This is a genomic window from Acinetobacter amyesii, assembly GCF_023499985.1.
GTDB classification, from domain to species: Bacteria; Pseudomonadota; Gammaproteobacteria; order Pseudomonadales; family Moraxellaceae; genus Acinetobacter; species Acinetobacter amyesii.
The window spans coordinates 177,139-191,900 of record NZ_JAMCOU010000031.1; the positions used below are offsets into that span (position 1 = coordinate 177,139).

At 41.2% G+C, this 14,762-nt stretch carries 11 protein-coding genes; 4 read left to right on the top strand and 7 right to left on the bottom strand.

All coding sequences use genetic code 11. From position 1 onward, the window contains the following. Window positions 1–5 precede the first annotated feature (5 nt). Both M5F03_RS09470 and M5F03_RS09475 read left to right on the top strand, forming a co-directional pair. A complete protein-coding gene (locus M5F03_RS09470; protein ID WP_249708155.1) occupies window positions 6–1,031 on the top strand; it encodes a DUF6708 domain-containing protein in 1,026 nt (341 codons plus the stop codon). Next, entirely contained in the window at window positions 1,021–2,010 is a 990-nt protein-coding gene (locus tag M5F03_RS09475) for a hypothetical protein (RefSeq protein ID WP_249708157.1), read from the top strand. Before M5F03_RS09470 ends, M5F03_RS09475 begins: the two co-directional genes overlap by 11 nt. 29 nt (window positions 2,011–2,039) lie before the next feature. Here M5F03_RS09475 and M5F03_RS09480 read toward each other — a convergent pair whose 3' ends face one another. The 7 genes from M5F03_RS09480 to M5F03_RS09510 all read right to left on the bottom strand — a co-directional run bounded on the left by M5F03_RS09480 (window position 2,040) and on the right by M5F03_RS09510 (window position 11,739). Beyond that, complete coding sequence (locus M5F03_RS09480; RefSeq protein WP_249708215.1) at window positions 2,040–3,443, bottom strand: efflux transporter outer membrane subunit; 1,404 nt, start codon at window positions 3,441–3,443, stop codon at window positions 2,040–2,042. 10 nt (window positions 3,444–3,453) lie between these two features. Continuing rightward, on the bottom strand, window positions 3,454–5,433 hold the full coding sequence (locus tag M5F03_RS09485; RefSeq protein ID WP_249708217.1) for a MacB family efflux pump subunit: 1,980 nt from the start codon (window positions 5,431–5,433) through the stop codon (window positions 3,454–3,456). Window positions 5,434–5,435: 2 nt separating this feature from the next. Next, complete coding sequence (locus tag M5F03_RS09490; RefSeq protein ID WP_180132089.1) at window positions 5,436–6,788, bottom strand: MacA family efflux pump subunit; 1,353 nt, start codon at window positions 6,786–6,788, stop codon at window positions 5,436–5,438. Between the two features lie 136 nt (window positions 6,789–6,924). Then, window positions 6,925–7,908 carry a DNA polymerase III subunit delta gene (gene holA, locus M5F03_RS09495; protein ID WP_249708158.1) on the bottom strand — a complete coding sequence of 328 codons (984 nt, stop codon included), beginning with the start codon at window positions 7,906–7,908 and terminating at the stop codon, window positions 6,925–6,927. Between the two features lie 9 nt (window positions 7,909–7,917). Further along, window positions 7,918–8,451 carry an LPS-assembly lipoprotein LptE gene (locus M5F03_RS09500; RefSeq protein WP_078192675.1) on the bottom strand — a complete coding sequence of 178 codons (534 nt, stop codon included), beginning with the start codon at window positions 8,449–8,451 and terminating at the stop codon, window positions 7,918–7,920. 197 nt (window positions 8,452–8,648) lie between these two features. Beyond that, complete coding sequence (leuS, locus tag M5F03_RS09505; protein WP_249708159.1) at window positions 8,649–11,270, bottom strand: leucine--tRNA ligase; 2,622 nt, start codon at window positions 11,268–11,270, stop codon at window positions 8,649–8,651. Window positions 11,271–11,397: 127 nt separating this feature from the next. Beyond that, window positions 11,398–11,739, bottom strand: coding sequence for a DUF4124 domain-containing protein (locus tag M5F03_RS09510; protein ID WP_249708160.1), 342 nt, complete (start codon window positions 11,737–11,739; stop codon window positions 11,398–11,400). A 699-nt stretch (window positions 11,740–12,438) separates the two neighbouring features. Here M5F03_RS09510 and M5F03_RS09515 point away from each other — a divergent pair. Together M5F03_RS09515 and ilvN are read left to right on the top strand one after the other, a co-directional pair. Next, window positions 12,439–14,166 (top strand): acetolactate synthase 3 large subunit, encoded by a 1,728-nt coding sequence (locus tag M5F03_RS09515; protein ID WP_168378448.1) that lies wholly within the window; start codon window positions 12,439–12,441, stop codon window positions 14,164–14,166. Then, complete coding sequence (ilvN, locus tag M5F03_RS09520) at window positions 14,163–14,654, top strand: acetolactate synthase small subunit (protein WP_078189625.1); 492 nt, start codon at window positions 14,163–14,165, stop codon at window positions 14,652–14,654. Before M5F03_RS09515 ends, ilvN begins: the two co-directional genes overlap by 4 nt. The last annotated feature ends 108 nt before the right edge of the window (window positions 14,655–14,762 follow it).

Genomic DNA, 14,762 nt, shown 5'->3' on the forward strand with positions numbered 1-14,762 from the left:
GAGTTATGCCAACTTCAGTAGGTCAATGGCCTAAATATCGTAAAAATATAGCTATCGAAAAATTAAAACCCAATAAAAAACTATTGGCCAAACCTATGATTAATGCTGAAAACTGTAATCATTTGTTTGCAATTACTCAAATGAACAGTACTTTTTTAGATACTGAAAATAAATTTTATACACACAAAGGGCATTTTAATGCCCAAAATCTTTATTTTTTTTCATTCGCATTTGCTGCATTAGTTCTTATGCCTATTTATTATTTTGTTTTTAGAGGGTATGAGTTTGATTTATTTTCTTATGTTATCGGCTTTATGTTTGTTTTCCCATTTTTTATAGCTTACCCTTTATTTTTTAATTACAAACCTGATAATAATAACTTTACACATTTTCCTATTCGCTTTAATCGTAAAAATCAACGTGTTTATTTTTTAGATATGCAGGGAAAATTTCAATCTGGAAATTGGCAAGATATGAAATTTTGTATTGTTCAACCAAATTCATTCCAAGGTGATTATGAAATTTGGGGTTTTATATTAAATAAAGAATCTCAACTTATTGAACATACTGTAGCGATTGGTCCACCTGTACCTTCAATAGAATTGTTAGAGTCTTTCTGGGGGATGATTTGTATATATATGGCAGAGGGGCCAGAAAAGCTTTATCCCAAAGATATAAAATCACTAGAAAATGATGAATATAAGATTTTTTCTAAAGTCACATTTTGTAATGACATTGTCGGAAAAAAAGAATCTCGTGAATTTAGTTATTACCGTGTGGATATTAATAGTTTTGGTTCGAAGTTCTTTTACTATTTACGTTTCCTTATCTTAGAGTCTGTATTCTGGAAGTGGGGAAGAGTGTATGCTATGTGGAATTGCAAAGTGCCAATGTGGCCAGAATCAATTTTAAAAGATTGTACGATTGATAAGGATGATCCTTATATCGTTAATGCTGACATCAATAGGCATTTTCATTACGATGCGAAGTCAAGAAAAGTGTATATAAAAGATCCAGATATTGAAAATTAAAAAACATATCTTTGGTTATGATATTTTTGAACAGAACATTCCCTTTTCCAAGTTGGAAGAAGGTGATGTTTTACTCAAACCTGACGATACGACCAAATATAAACGTAATCATAATTGGTCATTCTTAAAAATGAATGATGATTATATTGAATTAATCGATCAATCTTATGCGAGGTTGGGAAAAGGAGTAAGTATTTTAATTTTACTTCTTCCTATTTTTTTAATCTCTTTTTATTTTATATATTTTATTTTTACTACAGGAGAGGGTGATTTAGGATTTTCCATTTTTTTTATGTTCTTAATTTTGGGAATTCTTGCTTTTCCACTTATAGGATTTTTAAATCCTTACTTTAAATATGATCATAAACAGCCTATTTGTAAACCTATTCTTTTTAACCGAAAAACAGGCAAGGTATTTTTCTATATCAATGATCAAGAATATATAGAAAAGAAATGGACAGATGTAGTTTATATTATGGGCAGTAGTTTTGGGTTGTCTGGCATTCCATTACGAGAGCTTCGGGCACATATCATCGAAGACGGCATCCTAAAACATACCTTTGTGATTGGCTTTCCAATGATTGGAATATTTCGTACTCAAGGTTTATGGACTTTTATTTGTCATTTTATGATGAAAGGACCAGAGGAGCTTTACCCCAAACCGCATCCTATGTACGGTACCATCGATCCGTTTACCCAACTAACTTATTGTCAAAAGGTCGTGGGTGCAAAAGAAAGTTGGAGAGATACATGGAAATCATTTCGAATCATTTATCATTATAATTGGGTTCCAGCTTTATTTGCTTATCCATTTGATGTGTGTAACTTTGTTGCACGAAGAATTTTACTGCATATCAAACCATTGCCCGTTTGGCATGAAGATGTAGTACGAAAAAACAAAATGGATTTAGAGCGCCCAGAGGAAGTCAGCGCAAAAGATAATTTTGAATTTACGATGTTTAAAATGATGGATAAATAAAAAGCCCTTCAGGGCTTTTTATCTATAACTTAAGGTAATTGCTTAATCGGACTACCACCCAACGCCTGCATCAAAGTTACATAAGCATTGTATTGACTCTGCTTAGTTTGAACCAAAGACAGTCGCGCATTACGTGTGGTCTCCTGTGCATCAAGCAAGTTTTTCAACGCAATTGCACCATTACGATAACGAACTTCTGTTAAGCGTTCAGTCTTTTCTGCAAGCTGTACATTACGCTCTTGCAAAGCAACTTGCTGACTTAACTCAGTACGATTGGATAGCGCATTTTCCACATCGGCAAAAGCCTGATACAAGGTCTGACGATATTGAATAATAGATTTTTCATAATCTAAATCACTAATCGCAAGGTCTTTCTTCATATCATTATATTGCAAGAACGGTAAACTTAAACTTGCACCCAAAGCCAAAGCTGGGTTTTGTAATAAATTACTCAAAGACGTACTGCTCGAACCTAAACTGCCAGTCAAACTAATCGAAGGGTAGTAACTCGCTTTCGTTGCATCTTTATTTGCCAAAGCTTTACGCAATCTTAATTCGCTCGCTTGTAAATCTGGACGGCGAGACAACAACTCGGCAGGTAAACCTGCTGCAATCGTCGGTAATGCAATTCGAGGTAAACGCTGCGGCTCTGAAATATTCAGTTGTTGCACAGGTTGATGCAATAACACAGCCAATGCAGTCCGAGTTTCTACTTTTTGTTGGGCAATTTGGCTTAAGGTCGCTTTTTGACTTTGCACCGATTGCTCGGCTTGCGTTAGATCTAAACCTGACACAGCACCGGCTTTATATTGCACCTTGACCAAGTCATAGGTTTTTTGCGTACTGGCCAAATTTTGCTGCGCAATACTATAGCGCTCATTTAAATAGCCAAGTTGCCAATATAGGTTTGCTGTTGTTGCAATCAAACTTTGGGCAGTGGCTTGCAGGTCTTGTTCAGTTGCTAAAGCTTCCCATTTTGCGGCCTCAGTCTGGCTAGCCAAACGACCAAATAAATCTACTTCATAACTGACGCCACCACTGAGTGATACACCTTTTGATGAGTCATCACCTGAGTTAAGGTTAAAGTTATGCCCAGTTGAAACACTTGAACTCACGCGTGGCCCTTGCTGATTCTCAGCCAAACCAGCTTTTAGTCGAGCTTGCTGTAAATTAATACCTGCAACAGCAAGGTCTGTATTGGCAGCTAAAACTTTATTCACCAACTGGTTCAATTCAGCATCATTAAACAATGTCCACCATTGGTCAGCATAAGTATCTGCATGAACTTGCTGACTCATGGCTTTCGCATTTTGAAATTGCGTCGGGATTTGTGTTGCAGGGGCTTCATACGGCGTCTTAACCACAGCGGCACAGCCGACTAAGCTACTTCCGAGAATGAAGGCACTTGCAAGTTTAGTTAAGGTCATTTGCATCATTATTTCCTTATTCGCGAGAAAGCGCATCGACAGGGTTCAGCTGTGCGGCATTACGTGCAGGAATAAAGCCAAACACAATACCAATCATACTAGAGCAGACAAAAGCAGCAACGATAGACGTCGTTGAATAGGCCATTTGGAATGTTCCACCGGCAAAATGACTAATCAATTGTCCAATACCTAAAGATAATAAAACCCCAAGCACACCGCCTAAGATACACACCAACACCGCCTCAATCAGGAACTGCTGTAAAATATCACTTTGACGGGCACCCACGGCCATACGTACACCAATTTCTTGAGTACGCTCAGTCACAGAAACCAACATAATGTTCATGACCCCAATACCACCGACGATCAATGAAATCACCGCAATCGCAGACACCAATAAGGTCATTGTTGCAGTGGTTTGTTGAATGGTTTCACGGATACTATCGGAGTTTTGTGTAAAGACATCTTGCGCGCCATGACGTTGCACCAATAAGTTCAATATGGCGTTCTCAGCCGCAGCACTTGGGTATTCATCTTTCACTCGGACAATGATGCTACGTACGTTCGACTGCCCCAGCATACGACTCATAACCGTTGAATACGGCAAATACACATTCAGGCTATCTGAGTTGCCCATCATGCTTTTTTGTTCTTCGATCACGCCAATGATACGGCTCGGCACACTGCCTAATAAAATCACTTGACCCACAGGGTTGGTGCCATCTGCAAAGAAGGTATTTTTAGTATTACTATCAATCACCACATCTTGCGCTTGCTCAGTCACGCTTTCTTTATCAAAAGGCTGACCCGAAGCGAAGTTCATTCCTTTGACATAGAAGAAATCTTCACTCACGCCATTTACTGTGGTTGACGCTTCTGTGTCTTTAAAACGTGCTGTGACAGATGAGTTGACTGATGGACTGACACCGTCAACATAAGGTTGTTCCGCAAGGGCCGTCGCATCGGCTGGAACCAATGTTTTTACTTGCGATGATCTTGAGTTATCACCAAATCCACGACCTTGATACACCGTGATGGTATTGGTACCTAAACTACTGATATTTTCTAAAATCTGCTTTTGCGAACCATTCCCAAGAGCCACAACAGAAACCACAGAAGCGATACCAATAATGATCCCGAGCATGGTTAAAAATGTTCGCATACGGTGAGCATTCATGGCTAAAATCGCCATACGGAAGGCTTCACCTAAACGGTCAACGGCAGAGCGCCAGCTTGAGGTTTTTTTCTGTGTGTTTGGAACGAGTTGTTGTTTTTCTAAAGGTTCATCATCTGTTTCAGGTACATTGGGCTGATCTGAAATGATGTTACCATCTGAAATTTCAATAATTCTAGTCGCATTTTTTGCAACATTATGGTCGTGCGTGACCAAAATAATGGTATGACCTTTGGCATTGAGTTCGCGCAAAATCCGCATTACTTCAATACCACTATTCTTATCTAGTGCACCGGTCGGTTCATCGGCAAGAATAACATCACCACCATTCATGAGGGCACGCGCAATAGACACACGTTGTTGCTGACCACCCGAAAGTTGACTCGGGCGGTTTTGAGTTTTTTCACCCAGTCCTAAGTCAGTCAGCAGTTGCTTGGCACGTGCATTGCGTTCGGTTGCATCTGCACCGGCATAGATTGCGGGAACTTCAACGTTACCTGCAGCATTCAAATCACCGAGTAAGTGATAACGCTGGAAAATAAAGCCAAAATATTCACGGCGTAACTGTGCCAGTTCATCAGGTTCAAGTTCACGGGTTTCACGCCCCTTGACCTTGTAACTGCCATTGGTTGGCTTATCAAGGCACCCCAAAATGTTCATGAGGGTGGATTTACCAGAACCGGACTGACCTACAATCGCCACCAGTTCACCTGGGTAAATCTCAAGATTGACCCCTTTTAGAATCTGGACTGTGCTTTCACCAGCAGGGAATTCACGAGTCAGATTCTTGACCTCAAGTAGAGGCGTCTGATTTTGACTCATCATTACATTCTCATTGGGCCGCCAGCACCACCACGGTTGCTGCGTTTCGCTGAATCATTAGAGGTATCTGAACCGTCGGCAATCACGACTTTGTCACCTTGTTTTAAGCCACGGATCACTTGTGCGGTCACACGGTTATTTAAACCGAGTAATACCTGTTGTGGTTGAGCTGAACCATCGGCTTGTAGTACACGAACCATCGCAACGCTGGCCTTACCTTGTTTGACCAATGCTTTTTCAGCTTCAGTCAGTTCTAAACGTTTAGGACGGTTTGGATTGTCTTTGTTCGATCTAGCTTCTGCGATGGCATTTTTATCAGCAGATTGACCATTTGCAGATGCATTATTACGGCTACGTTGTGGGCGGTTCGAGGTTTGAACGGCTGCGGCAGGTACAGTCAAGACATTCTTGGCTTCATCTAGAATGATATACACCTGAGCAGTCATATCAATACGCAATTTACCGTCTTCATTTGGGACATCAAATAACGCATTGTAGTAAACCGCAGTACTTGAAGACGAAGAGGTGTTGTTGTTACTTTCGGTGTTAATTGAGTTTGGCGCAGGTTCAACTTGGCGCAGGGTAGCATAGTGTTTTGTTTCACTGTCGCCCAAGGTTGTAAAATAGACGTTTTGACCTTCTTGGACTTTCATCACATCGGCTTCAGAAATTTCCGCCTTAATGGTCATGGTGTCGAGTTTTGCCAATTTCACAATGGTTGGCGCACTTTGGTTGGCATTTACGGTTTGACCTTCTTCAGTCACAATCGCCACGATGGTTCCATCCATAGGTGCAACAATTTGTGTATAGCCTAAGTCTTCTTTTGCAGTCGCTAAAGTTAAACGTGATTGTTCGATTTGTGCATTAATGGCTGCAATATCAGCTTGCGCAGTTTTATAACTTGCTAGCGCAGATTCAAGTTCTGCACGACTAGTCGCGTCTTGAGCGTACATTGCTTGTTGACGATTATATTCAGCTTGGACTTTTGCAAGATTTGCTTGTTTAACTGCCAATTGCGCTTGTTGGTTTTTGATGCTGGCTTCTGCAGTTTTTAAATCATTTTCCTGACGTACCGAGTCAATACGGGCAATCAGCTGACCTTGTTTCACTTCATCACCGAGTTGCACATACATCTTTTTCACCTGACCAGAAACCTGTGCACCAACACTCACCATTTTGGTTGCTTCAAGTACACCTGTTGCAAGCACAGAGTTTTCAATGTCACCACGACTCACTTCAGCAGTAATATATTGCGGCTGAGTTTCTTTAGGTTTTAGGAAATGCCATGCAGTGACAGCGATTGCCAAAGCAACGATGATGGCTACGATCAATTTTGCTGGTTTTATTTTTGGCATGATTGGCAGTTAAAAGTTTATAAAGATGATTGAATTATAAGATTTAAATACGGATAAATTGTGAACTTTTTGAACAACCAGTAATGATAATTATTCTTTTATACTGGAATGCAAGTTATTACAGCCTTTTATTAGACTAGAAGAGTCTGCGCCCACACAAGCTGGCAATAGCTTGTTGTACCAAGTGCTCAGGATTTTCATGACCTAAACCTTTTATTGACGCGTCTAAACGAAGTAATAGGGCAGGCCAAGTCAAAAAATCGTTCGCATTTAAACGGCGTAACGCTTGTTGATACAGCCCGACTTTGGTTTTCCAAATACCAATTTGCAAAGCATTTTGTGGCTGCTCAAACAGTTGCATCAGCAAACGCATTTCCTTACTGATACTCCATAAAATCAGCGACATCGGCTCGCCAGAGGCAATCAAATATTGAAAAATTTTAATTGATTGCGCCAAATTGCCTTGCAGCATTGCATCATTTAAATCATAGGTGGTGTAGCGTGACTGATCTTGTAAGCAAGAGTACAGATGATCAATCTGAATCATTTCAGCTTCAGGAAAAGTATCTGCGACACGCATTAAACTATTTTTTGCAGCCAGTAAGTTGTGCTCATGATGCTGTTCTAGCCATTGCCAAGCATCATTGGCGAGTTTAATGCCGAGCTTTTGTGCTTCAACGGCCAAAATTTGCTGACGATCTTTAGGGTAGTTTGCAGTCAGTGCAACATTGACTCCATTGGCATCAATGGTTTGGAAAAAACTGGTCTTTAAACTCGCACTGTCTTGCTTCGGCATGACCACGAGCAGCAAGTTACTTTCATTTTGCTGCAAATAGCTTTTTAACAGTTTTAGTCCATTGGCATCGGGTTTAATGCTGCCATGTGCCTCAATTGCCAGTTGACTGGAAAATAATGACAAGCTATTTAAAGCATTAAAGACATTTTTCCAATCAGCAGCAGAGCTAATGTCATAACGTTGACGCTCGACTTCTCGAGCGTTCCAACTCTTACGAAATGCATCAAGGAGATTTTGTTCAAGTAATGGCTCTTGACCATGCAGCACCCAGGCACCTTGCGCTTCATCTACACGTTTTAATGCCTGAAGATAGTCAAGTTTCATAAATCAAAATTACTCAGCTTTGGTCGGTGCAGTTAGTGGATTCGCTTTCGGTAAGCGGTTTGATGAAATTTGGCGCACGATCTGTTGTGCAATGTCATCAATAATCACTTGTTTTAAATATTTTTCTTCTTGGTCATCGGTGTTCACGGTTGCTACGTCGTATTGGTAGCTACGTGTTGCCATCAATGTACGTGGTTCTGTCACAGGGTTACCTTGAGCATCTTCAATTTGGAACGTCACATTCAAGCGCAGTAAAGTTTCAACCAATTTACCATTGAGTTCTAAACGTCGTGGAGTGTAATCCAACACATGTAAGACATAGGCATTTTGATTATTGCTCAATTGCACGCCTGCAGAACCTAAATAAATCGCTAACTTTTCATGTAAATCATCCGTATCTTCAGGAAGTGCCAATCGCATATTGGAATAGGCTACAGGTACAGCAGCAGGGTTGGTGCCTTTTAAATGAAAACCACAACCGACCATGCCTGCGCTCAGGCCCATAGTTAATACAATTGCAGCAACACGTTGAACCAAGTGCATAAAGTGTCCTCTGTTTCCCGAAGGGATAATGTTGAAATCCTGTGTGGATTGTAAAGTCAAAGCCCGTTGACTCGCAACGGGCTTTGTTTGGGAATTGTGAAATCCTTTTGTTCCCTCTCCTTATAGGAGAGGGTTAGGGAGAGGTTAATTACCCTCATCCCAACCTTCTCCCAAAGGGAGAAGGAAATATAAGGAATTTAAACCACCAAATTCACTAATTTATTCGGCACCACAATTTCTTTCTTGGTTGGACCAGTCAAGAATTGTTGAACTTCAGGTAATGCTTTTGCTTGTGCCAAAATGTCATCTTTAGAGGCATCGACAGACACTTCTAATTTGCCACGAAGTTTACCGTTCACTTGCACTACAATCGTTTGTGTATTGCGAGTCAGCGCAGATTCATCTACAGCAGGGAAGCGTGCTGATGTTAATTCGATACCAAACTCAGCCAATAAGGTTTGGCTTAAATGTGGTGCAAACGGAGCAAGTAAAGTTAGAAGGGTAATGATTGATTCACGTGCAACGGCAACGTCATTGTCATCTTTGGCTTCAAATTTATTGTTTGCATTCAAAAGTTCCATCATCGCAGCAATCGCGGTGTTGAAGGCGTGACGACGTGCAATGTCATCACCCACTTTTTGAATGGTTTCGTGTGTTTTACGACGCAAGTCTTGTGCAGCGGTAGATAGTGTCGCTTTGTCGATATTTGCAGCAGAGTTACCTTGTTCAAGGAAACCAGATGCTAGGCGCCATACACGTTTTAAGAAACGGTTTGCACCTTCAACACCTGCGTCAGACCATTCAAGTGATTGATCTGGTGGAGCTGCGAACATCATGAATACACGTGCAGTATCTGCACCGTATTGGTCAATAATCGCTTGCGGGTCGATACCGTTGTTTTTCGATTTCGACATTTTTTCTTGACCGCCAACCACGACGTCTTGACCATCACCTTGATATTTCGCAGAAATGATACGGCCTTTTTCATCACGTTCTAAGTCGATGTCGGCAGGGTTAAACCATGTTTTCTTGCCTGACTCAGATTCACGGTAGTAAGTATCCGCAAGCACCATACCTTGAGTAAGCAAGTTAGTGAATGGTTCGTTGCCTTGTACCACACCTTCATCACGCATCAATTTGTGGAAGAAGCGTGCATAGAGTAAGTGCAGAATCGCATGTTCAACACCACCGATGTATTGGTTCACAGGAAGCCAAGTTTGACCCGCTTCAGGTTTCACCATGCCATCCGTAAAGTCTGGAGATGCGTAACGCGCATAGTACCAAGACGATTCTACAAAGGTATCTAGCGTATCTGTTTCACGACGAGCGTCGCCACCACAGCATGGACAAGTTGTTTCGTAGAATTCAGGCATTTTGTTTAGTGGGTTGCCTGAACCATCCGGCACCACGTCCGTTGGCAATACAACTGGAAGCTGTTCTTCAGGTACTGGAACCTGACCACATTTTTCACAGTTGATCATAGGAATTGGACAACCCCAATAACGCTGACGAGAAACACCCCAGTCACGTAAACGGAATTGAACTTTTACATTTGCAAGCTTTTGAGGCTCAAGTTTTGCAAGGAATGCATCGAATGCGCCTTGGAAATCTAAACCGTCAAATTCGCCTGAATTCACCAGTTTGCCTTCTTTAGAACCGTACCATTCTTGCCAAGTGGTTGCGTCAAAGTCTGCATCGTTTGCACCTTTGGCATCAATCACTTGCTTAATGGTTAAGCCATATTTGTTGGCAAATTCGAAGTCACGTTCATCGTGTGAAGGCACTGCCATCACCGCACCTGAACCGTAAGACATCAAGACGTAGTTTGCGATCCAAACAGGAACTTCTTCACCTGTAACTGGGTGCTTCACAGAAAGACCAGTTGCCATGCCTTTCTTTTCAGCAGTCGCAAGATCAGCTTCTGCAACAGAACCCATACGGCATTCTTCAATAAATGCAGCAAGCTCTGGGTTGTTTTCCGCAGCTTTAAGTGCCATTGGATGCTCTGCTGCAACTGCAACATAAGTCACACCCATTAAGGTGTCAGCACGAGTGGTAAATACAGTTAAGCCATCTGCATAAACGTCTGGATTCGCTGAAGGGAAGGTAATTTCCATACCCTGTGAGCGACCAATCCAGTTACGTTGCATGGTTAAAACTTGCTGTGGCCAGCCGTCTTTTAATGTTTCTAAATCGTCAAGTAATTCTTGCGCATAGTCAGTGATGCGGAAGTAGTACATTGGAATATCACGTTTTTCGACCAATGCACCAGAACGCCAGCCACGACCATTTTCAACTTGTTCGTTTGCTAAAACAGTTTGGTCTACTGGGTCCCAGTTCACTGTTGAAAGCTTACGGTAAATTAAACCTTTTTTATAAAGCTGTACGAATAACCATTGTTCCCAGCGATAGTATTCAGGTGTGCAAGTTGCAAATTCACGATCCCAATCTACAGAAAGACCTAACTTTTTAAGCTGATTACGCATGTAATCAATGTTTTCAAAAGTCCATTTTGCAGGAGCGACTTGATGGGCAATCGCCGCATTTTCAGCAGGTAGGCCGAAAGCATCCCAACCCATGGGTTGTAGCACAGTTTCACCTTGTAAGCGGTGGAAACGGCTGATCACGTCACCAATCGTATAGTTACGCACATGACCCATATGCAGTTTGCCACTTGGATAAGGGAACATAGAGAGGATATAACGACGTGGTCCTTCTACTTGGTCGGCAACTTTAAAGGCTTTGCGATTTTCCCAGTCTTGTTGGACTGTAGGTTCAATCGCACTGGCTTGATATTCAGGGTCAATGTGAGTAGTCATAAACGTAAATAGAAATAACGGTTAAAAAGTTTGTGCTACAGCATAGCGCAAAATACGCCTAGAGTGAATTTTGCGATGCTGTGTAGATGTAAATAATTTAAGTCAAAATTGAAGGCTTTGGCGTAAATTATTGTGGTGCGGAGGCTACGGCTTGACCTTGGCGGAGCGCTGCATTGGCTTCGCGTTGTTGTTCCGCTAGCTGCTCATTTTGTTCATTCGACTGTTCGGCTTCACGTGAAACCTCTTCTTGGTTTTTTGCTGGAGTTGATTGCGTAGTCGTTGTTGCACCATAGGTATTCACTTTACCTTTACGCTGCGCATTTTTTGGCGGTGGCGTAGTGGTGTAATGCGTTGAACCTTTTGCATCCACCCATTTGTAATATTCTTTCGCTGAAAGGTCCAAACTGGTCAGGCAAAATGCCATGCTAGATAAAATACAGGCAGTGCGAGCAATCGTCGTCTTCATCATAAATTTAGTCCCAAAGTTAGAGTGATCATGCAAAATTATGCTGAAAATTTTGCGCTTTTTTGACAGCAGAATCTATGCATTTTTTAGCACAAAGGATAAAAGGGGCATCGTGTGGGATGAATAACTTTGTGAATGATGAATTGTGGAATTAATAAGCAATCAAAATATTGTGTTTTTATCATTTAATCCATGCCTTAAGTTGAAAGTGAGGCAATTGAATTAAAAACCTACAGCAATTCATTTAATTTATTTATTAGATTTATAAAAGTATTTTATTAAATACATGCTAACTGGTTATAAATAAACAAACTACAAAGAATGCAAAGAACGGGAGTGTGCTTAAAAAACAAACGGTCTGTAAGTAATCAGAAAAAAGCCCATTTTTAAACTTGACTTTAATGGTTGAAACTACAAAAATGCTGTCTTTAGTTTTATATGCCTTAGATCGATCACCCTTCGAATGAGTGCATTTTAGCAATGGACTTCTTCTCTAGCCGAGAGGTTGAACAAAGCCAACAAAATATGTTTATCCCAACATGTTTTAGACCCCATATTGCTCAAACAGCAAGCAGGTCAGATTTTTTTCTTATTGCTATGAAAACTATGAAATTTGTGTGCTATAACAGAGCACACAGTTAATGAATTAACCACGACAAATGCCCTCCATTTGTGCGTGAAAAAAGATTAGGGTGAATCACGTTGGAACTTTTATCTGGTGGTGAAATGCTTGTTCGCGCTTTAGCGGACGAAGGCGTTGAACATGTTTTTGGATACCCAGGCGGCGCAGTACTGCATATTTATGACGCGCTATTTCAACAAGAAAAAATCAATCATTACCTAGTGCGCCACGAGCAAGCTGCTGGTCATATGGCTGATGCTTACTCACGTGTCACAGGTAAAACAGGTGTCGTATTGGTGACATCTGGTCCTGGTGCAACAAATACCGTAACTCCAATTGCAACTGCCTATATGGACTCAATCCCAATGGTGATTTTGTCAGGTCAGGTTGCAAGCCATCTTATCGGTGAGGATGCGTTCCAAGAAACGGATATGGTCGGTATTTCGCGCCCAATCGTAAAACACAGCTTCCAAGTACGTCATGCAAGCGAAATCCCTTCGATTATTAAGAAGGCATTTTATATCGCTTCAAGTGGCCGTCCGGGTCCTGTTGTTGTTGATATTCCAAAGGATGCGACGAATCCTGCAGAGAAATTTGCTTACGAATATCCTGAAAAAGTGAAAATGCGTTCGTATCAACCGCCGCATCGTGGTCACTCAGGTCAAATTCGTAAAGCAATTGATGAATTGATTCATGCTAAACGCCCAATTATTTATTCAGGCGGTGGTGTGGTTCAAGGCAACGCTTCTGCACAGTTGACAGAACTTGCACATTTATTGGGTTATCCAGTAACCAGTACCTTAATGGGCCTTGGTGCGTATCCGGGCAATGATGAACAGTTCATTGGTATGTTGGGTATGCATGGTACTTATGAAGCCAATATGACCATGCACAATGCAGATGTGATTCTGTGTGTAGGCGCGCGCTTCGATGACCGTGTAACCAATAATCCAGCGAAATTCTGTCCAAATGCAAAAGTCATTCATATTGATATTGACCCAGCAACGATTTCAAAAACAATTATGGCGCACATCCCAATTGTGGGTGCAGTAGAGCCTGTATTGACTGAAATGTTGGCTCAATTAAAGCAATTGAATGTGTCTAAACCAAATCCAGAAGATATCGCGGCTTGGTGGAAACAAATCAATGAATGGCGCCAAGTTCATGGTTTGAACTATGACAAACCAACTGATGGTTCGATGAAGCCACAGCAAGTTGTTGAAGCATTGGATAAAATTACCAATAGTCAAGCCATCATTACTTCAGACGTTGGTCAACACCAAATGTTTGGTGCGCTTTACTACAAATACACACGTCCACGTCAATGGATCAACTCAGGTGGTCTAGGAACCATGGGTGTAGGTTTGCCATATGCTATGGCAGCTAAACTTGCCTTCCCAGATCAACAAGTAGTGTGTATTACTGGCGAAGCATCGATTCAGATGTGTATCCAAGAACTATCTACATGTAAGCAATATGGCTTGAATGTAAAAATTCTATGCTTGAATAACCGTGCATTAGGTATGGTTAAGCAATGGCAAGACATGAACTACGAAGGTCGTCACTCAAGCTCGTATGTTGAGTCACTTCCAGACTTCCCTAAATTAATGGAGGCGTATGGTCATGTAGGTATTCAAATTGACCATGCAGATGAACTCGAGTCGAAGCTTGCTGAAGCGATGGCGATCAATGACAAGTGTGTGTTTATTAACGTGATGGTTGACCGTTCAGAGCATGTATATCCAATGTTGGTTGCTGGCCAGTCAATGAAAGATATGTGGTTAGGCAAAGGAGAGCGCACACAATGAGACATATTATCTCTGTACTTGTAGAAAACGAAGCAGGTGCGCTTTCACGTTTGGTAGGTTTATTCTCTCAGCGTGGTTATAACATTGAGACATTAAACGTAGCGCCAACAGAAGATCCGACGCTTTCGCGTTTGACTTTAACCACGTATGGCGATGAGCATAAAATTGAACAAATCACCAAACAACTCAACAAGCTTGTCGAAGTTGTTAAAGTTGTTGATTTGTCTGAAGGTGCTCATATTGAACGTGAATTGATGTTAATTAAAGTCAAAGCACTTGGTTCAGCGCGCGCAGAAATTAAACGTACTGCGGATATTTTCCGTGGACAAATCGTAGACGTAACACCAACGACATATACCATTCAAATCGCAGGTACAACTGAAAAGATAGATGGTTTTATTGATGCCTTAGCTGAAAATACAATTCTAGAAGTTGTACGTTCAGGTGTTTCAGGTATCGCACGTGGCGAAAAAGTTTTAACTATCTAATTTTATATATTCACCTCACTCCTATGGCTGAGGTACTTGAAACGTGAATAATCAAACAGAATCACGGTATCAAGTTAAAGGAAACAAAAGCATTTTAGCGGAGACAGC

Coding starts and splice junctions, on each gene's coding strand:
- M5F03_RS09490 (WP_180132089.1), bottom strand. CDS start 6,788: ATGCCAAAAATAAAACCAGCAAAATTGATCGTAGCCATCATCGTTGCT.
- M5F03_RS09485 (WP_249708217.1), bottom strand. CDS start 5,433: ATGAGTCAAAATCAGACGCCTCTACTTGAGGTCAAGAATCTGACTCGT.
- M5F03_RS09470 (WP_249708155.1), top strand. CDS start 6: ATGCCAACTTCAGTAGGTCAATGGCCTAAATATCGTAAAAATATAGCT.
- M5F03_RS09510 (WP_249708160.1), bottom strand. CDS start 11,739: ATGATGAAGACGACGATTGCTCGCACTGCCTGTATTTTATCTAGCATG.
- M5F03_RS09500 (WP_078192675.1), bottom strand. CDS start 8,451: ATGCACTTGGTTCAACGTGTTGCTGCAATTGTATTAACTATGGGCCTG.
- leuS (WP_249708159.1), bottom strand. CDS start 11,270: ATGACTACTCACATTGACCCTGAATATCAAGCCAGTGCGATTGAACCT.
- ilvN (WP_078189625.1), top strand. CDS start 14,163: ATGAGACATATTATCTCTGTACTTGTAGAAAACGAAGCAGGTGCGCTT.
- M5F03_RS09480 (WP_249708215.1), bottom strand. CDS start 3,443: ATGCAAATGACCTTAACTAAACTTGCAAGTGCCTTCATTCTCGGAAGT.
- holA (WP_249708158.1), bottom strand. CDS start 7,908: ATGAAACTTGACTATCTTCAGGCATTAAAACGTGTAGATGAAGCGCAA.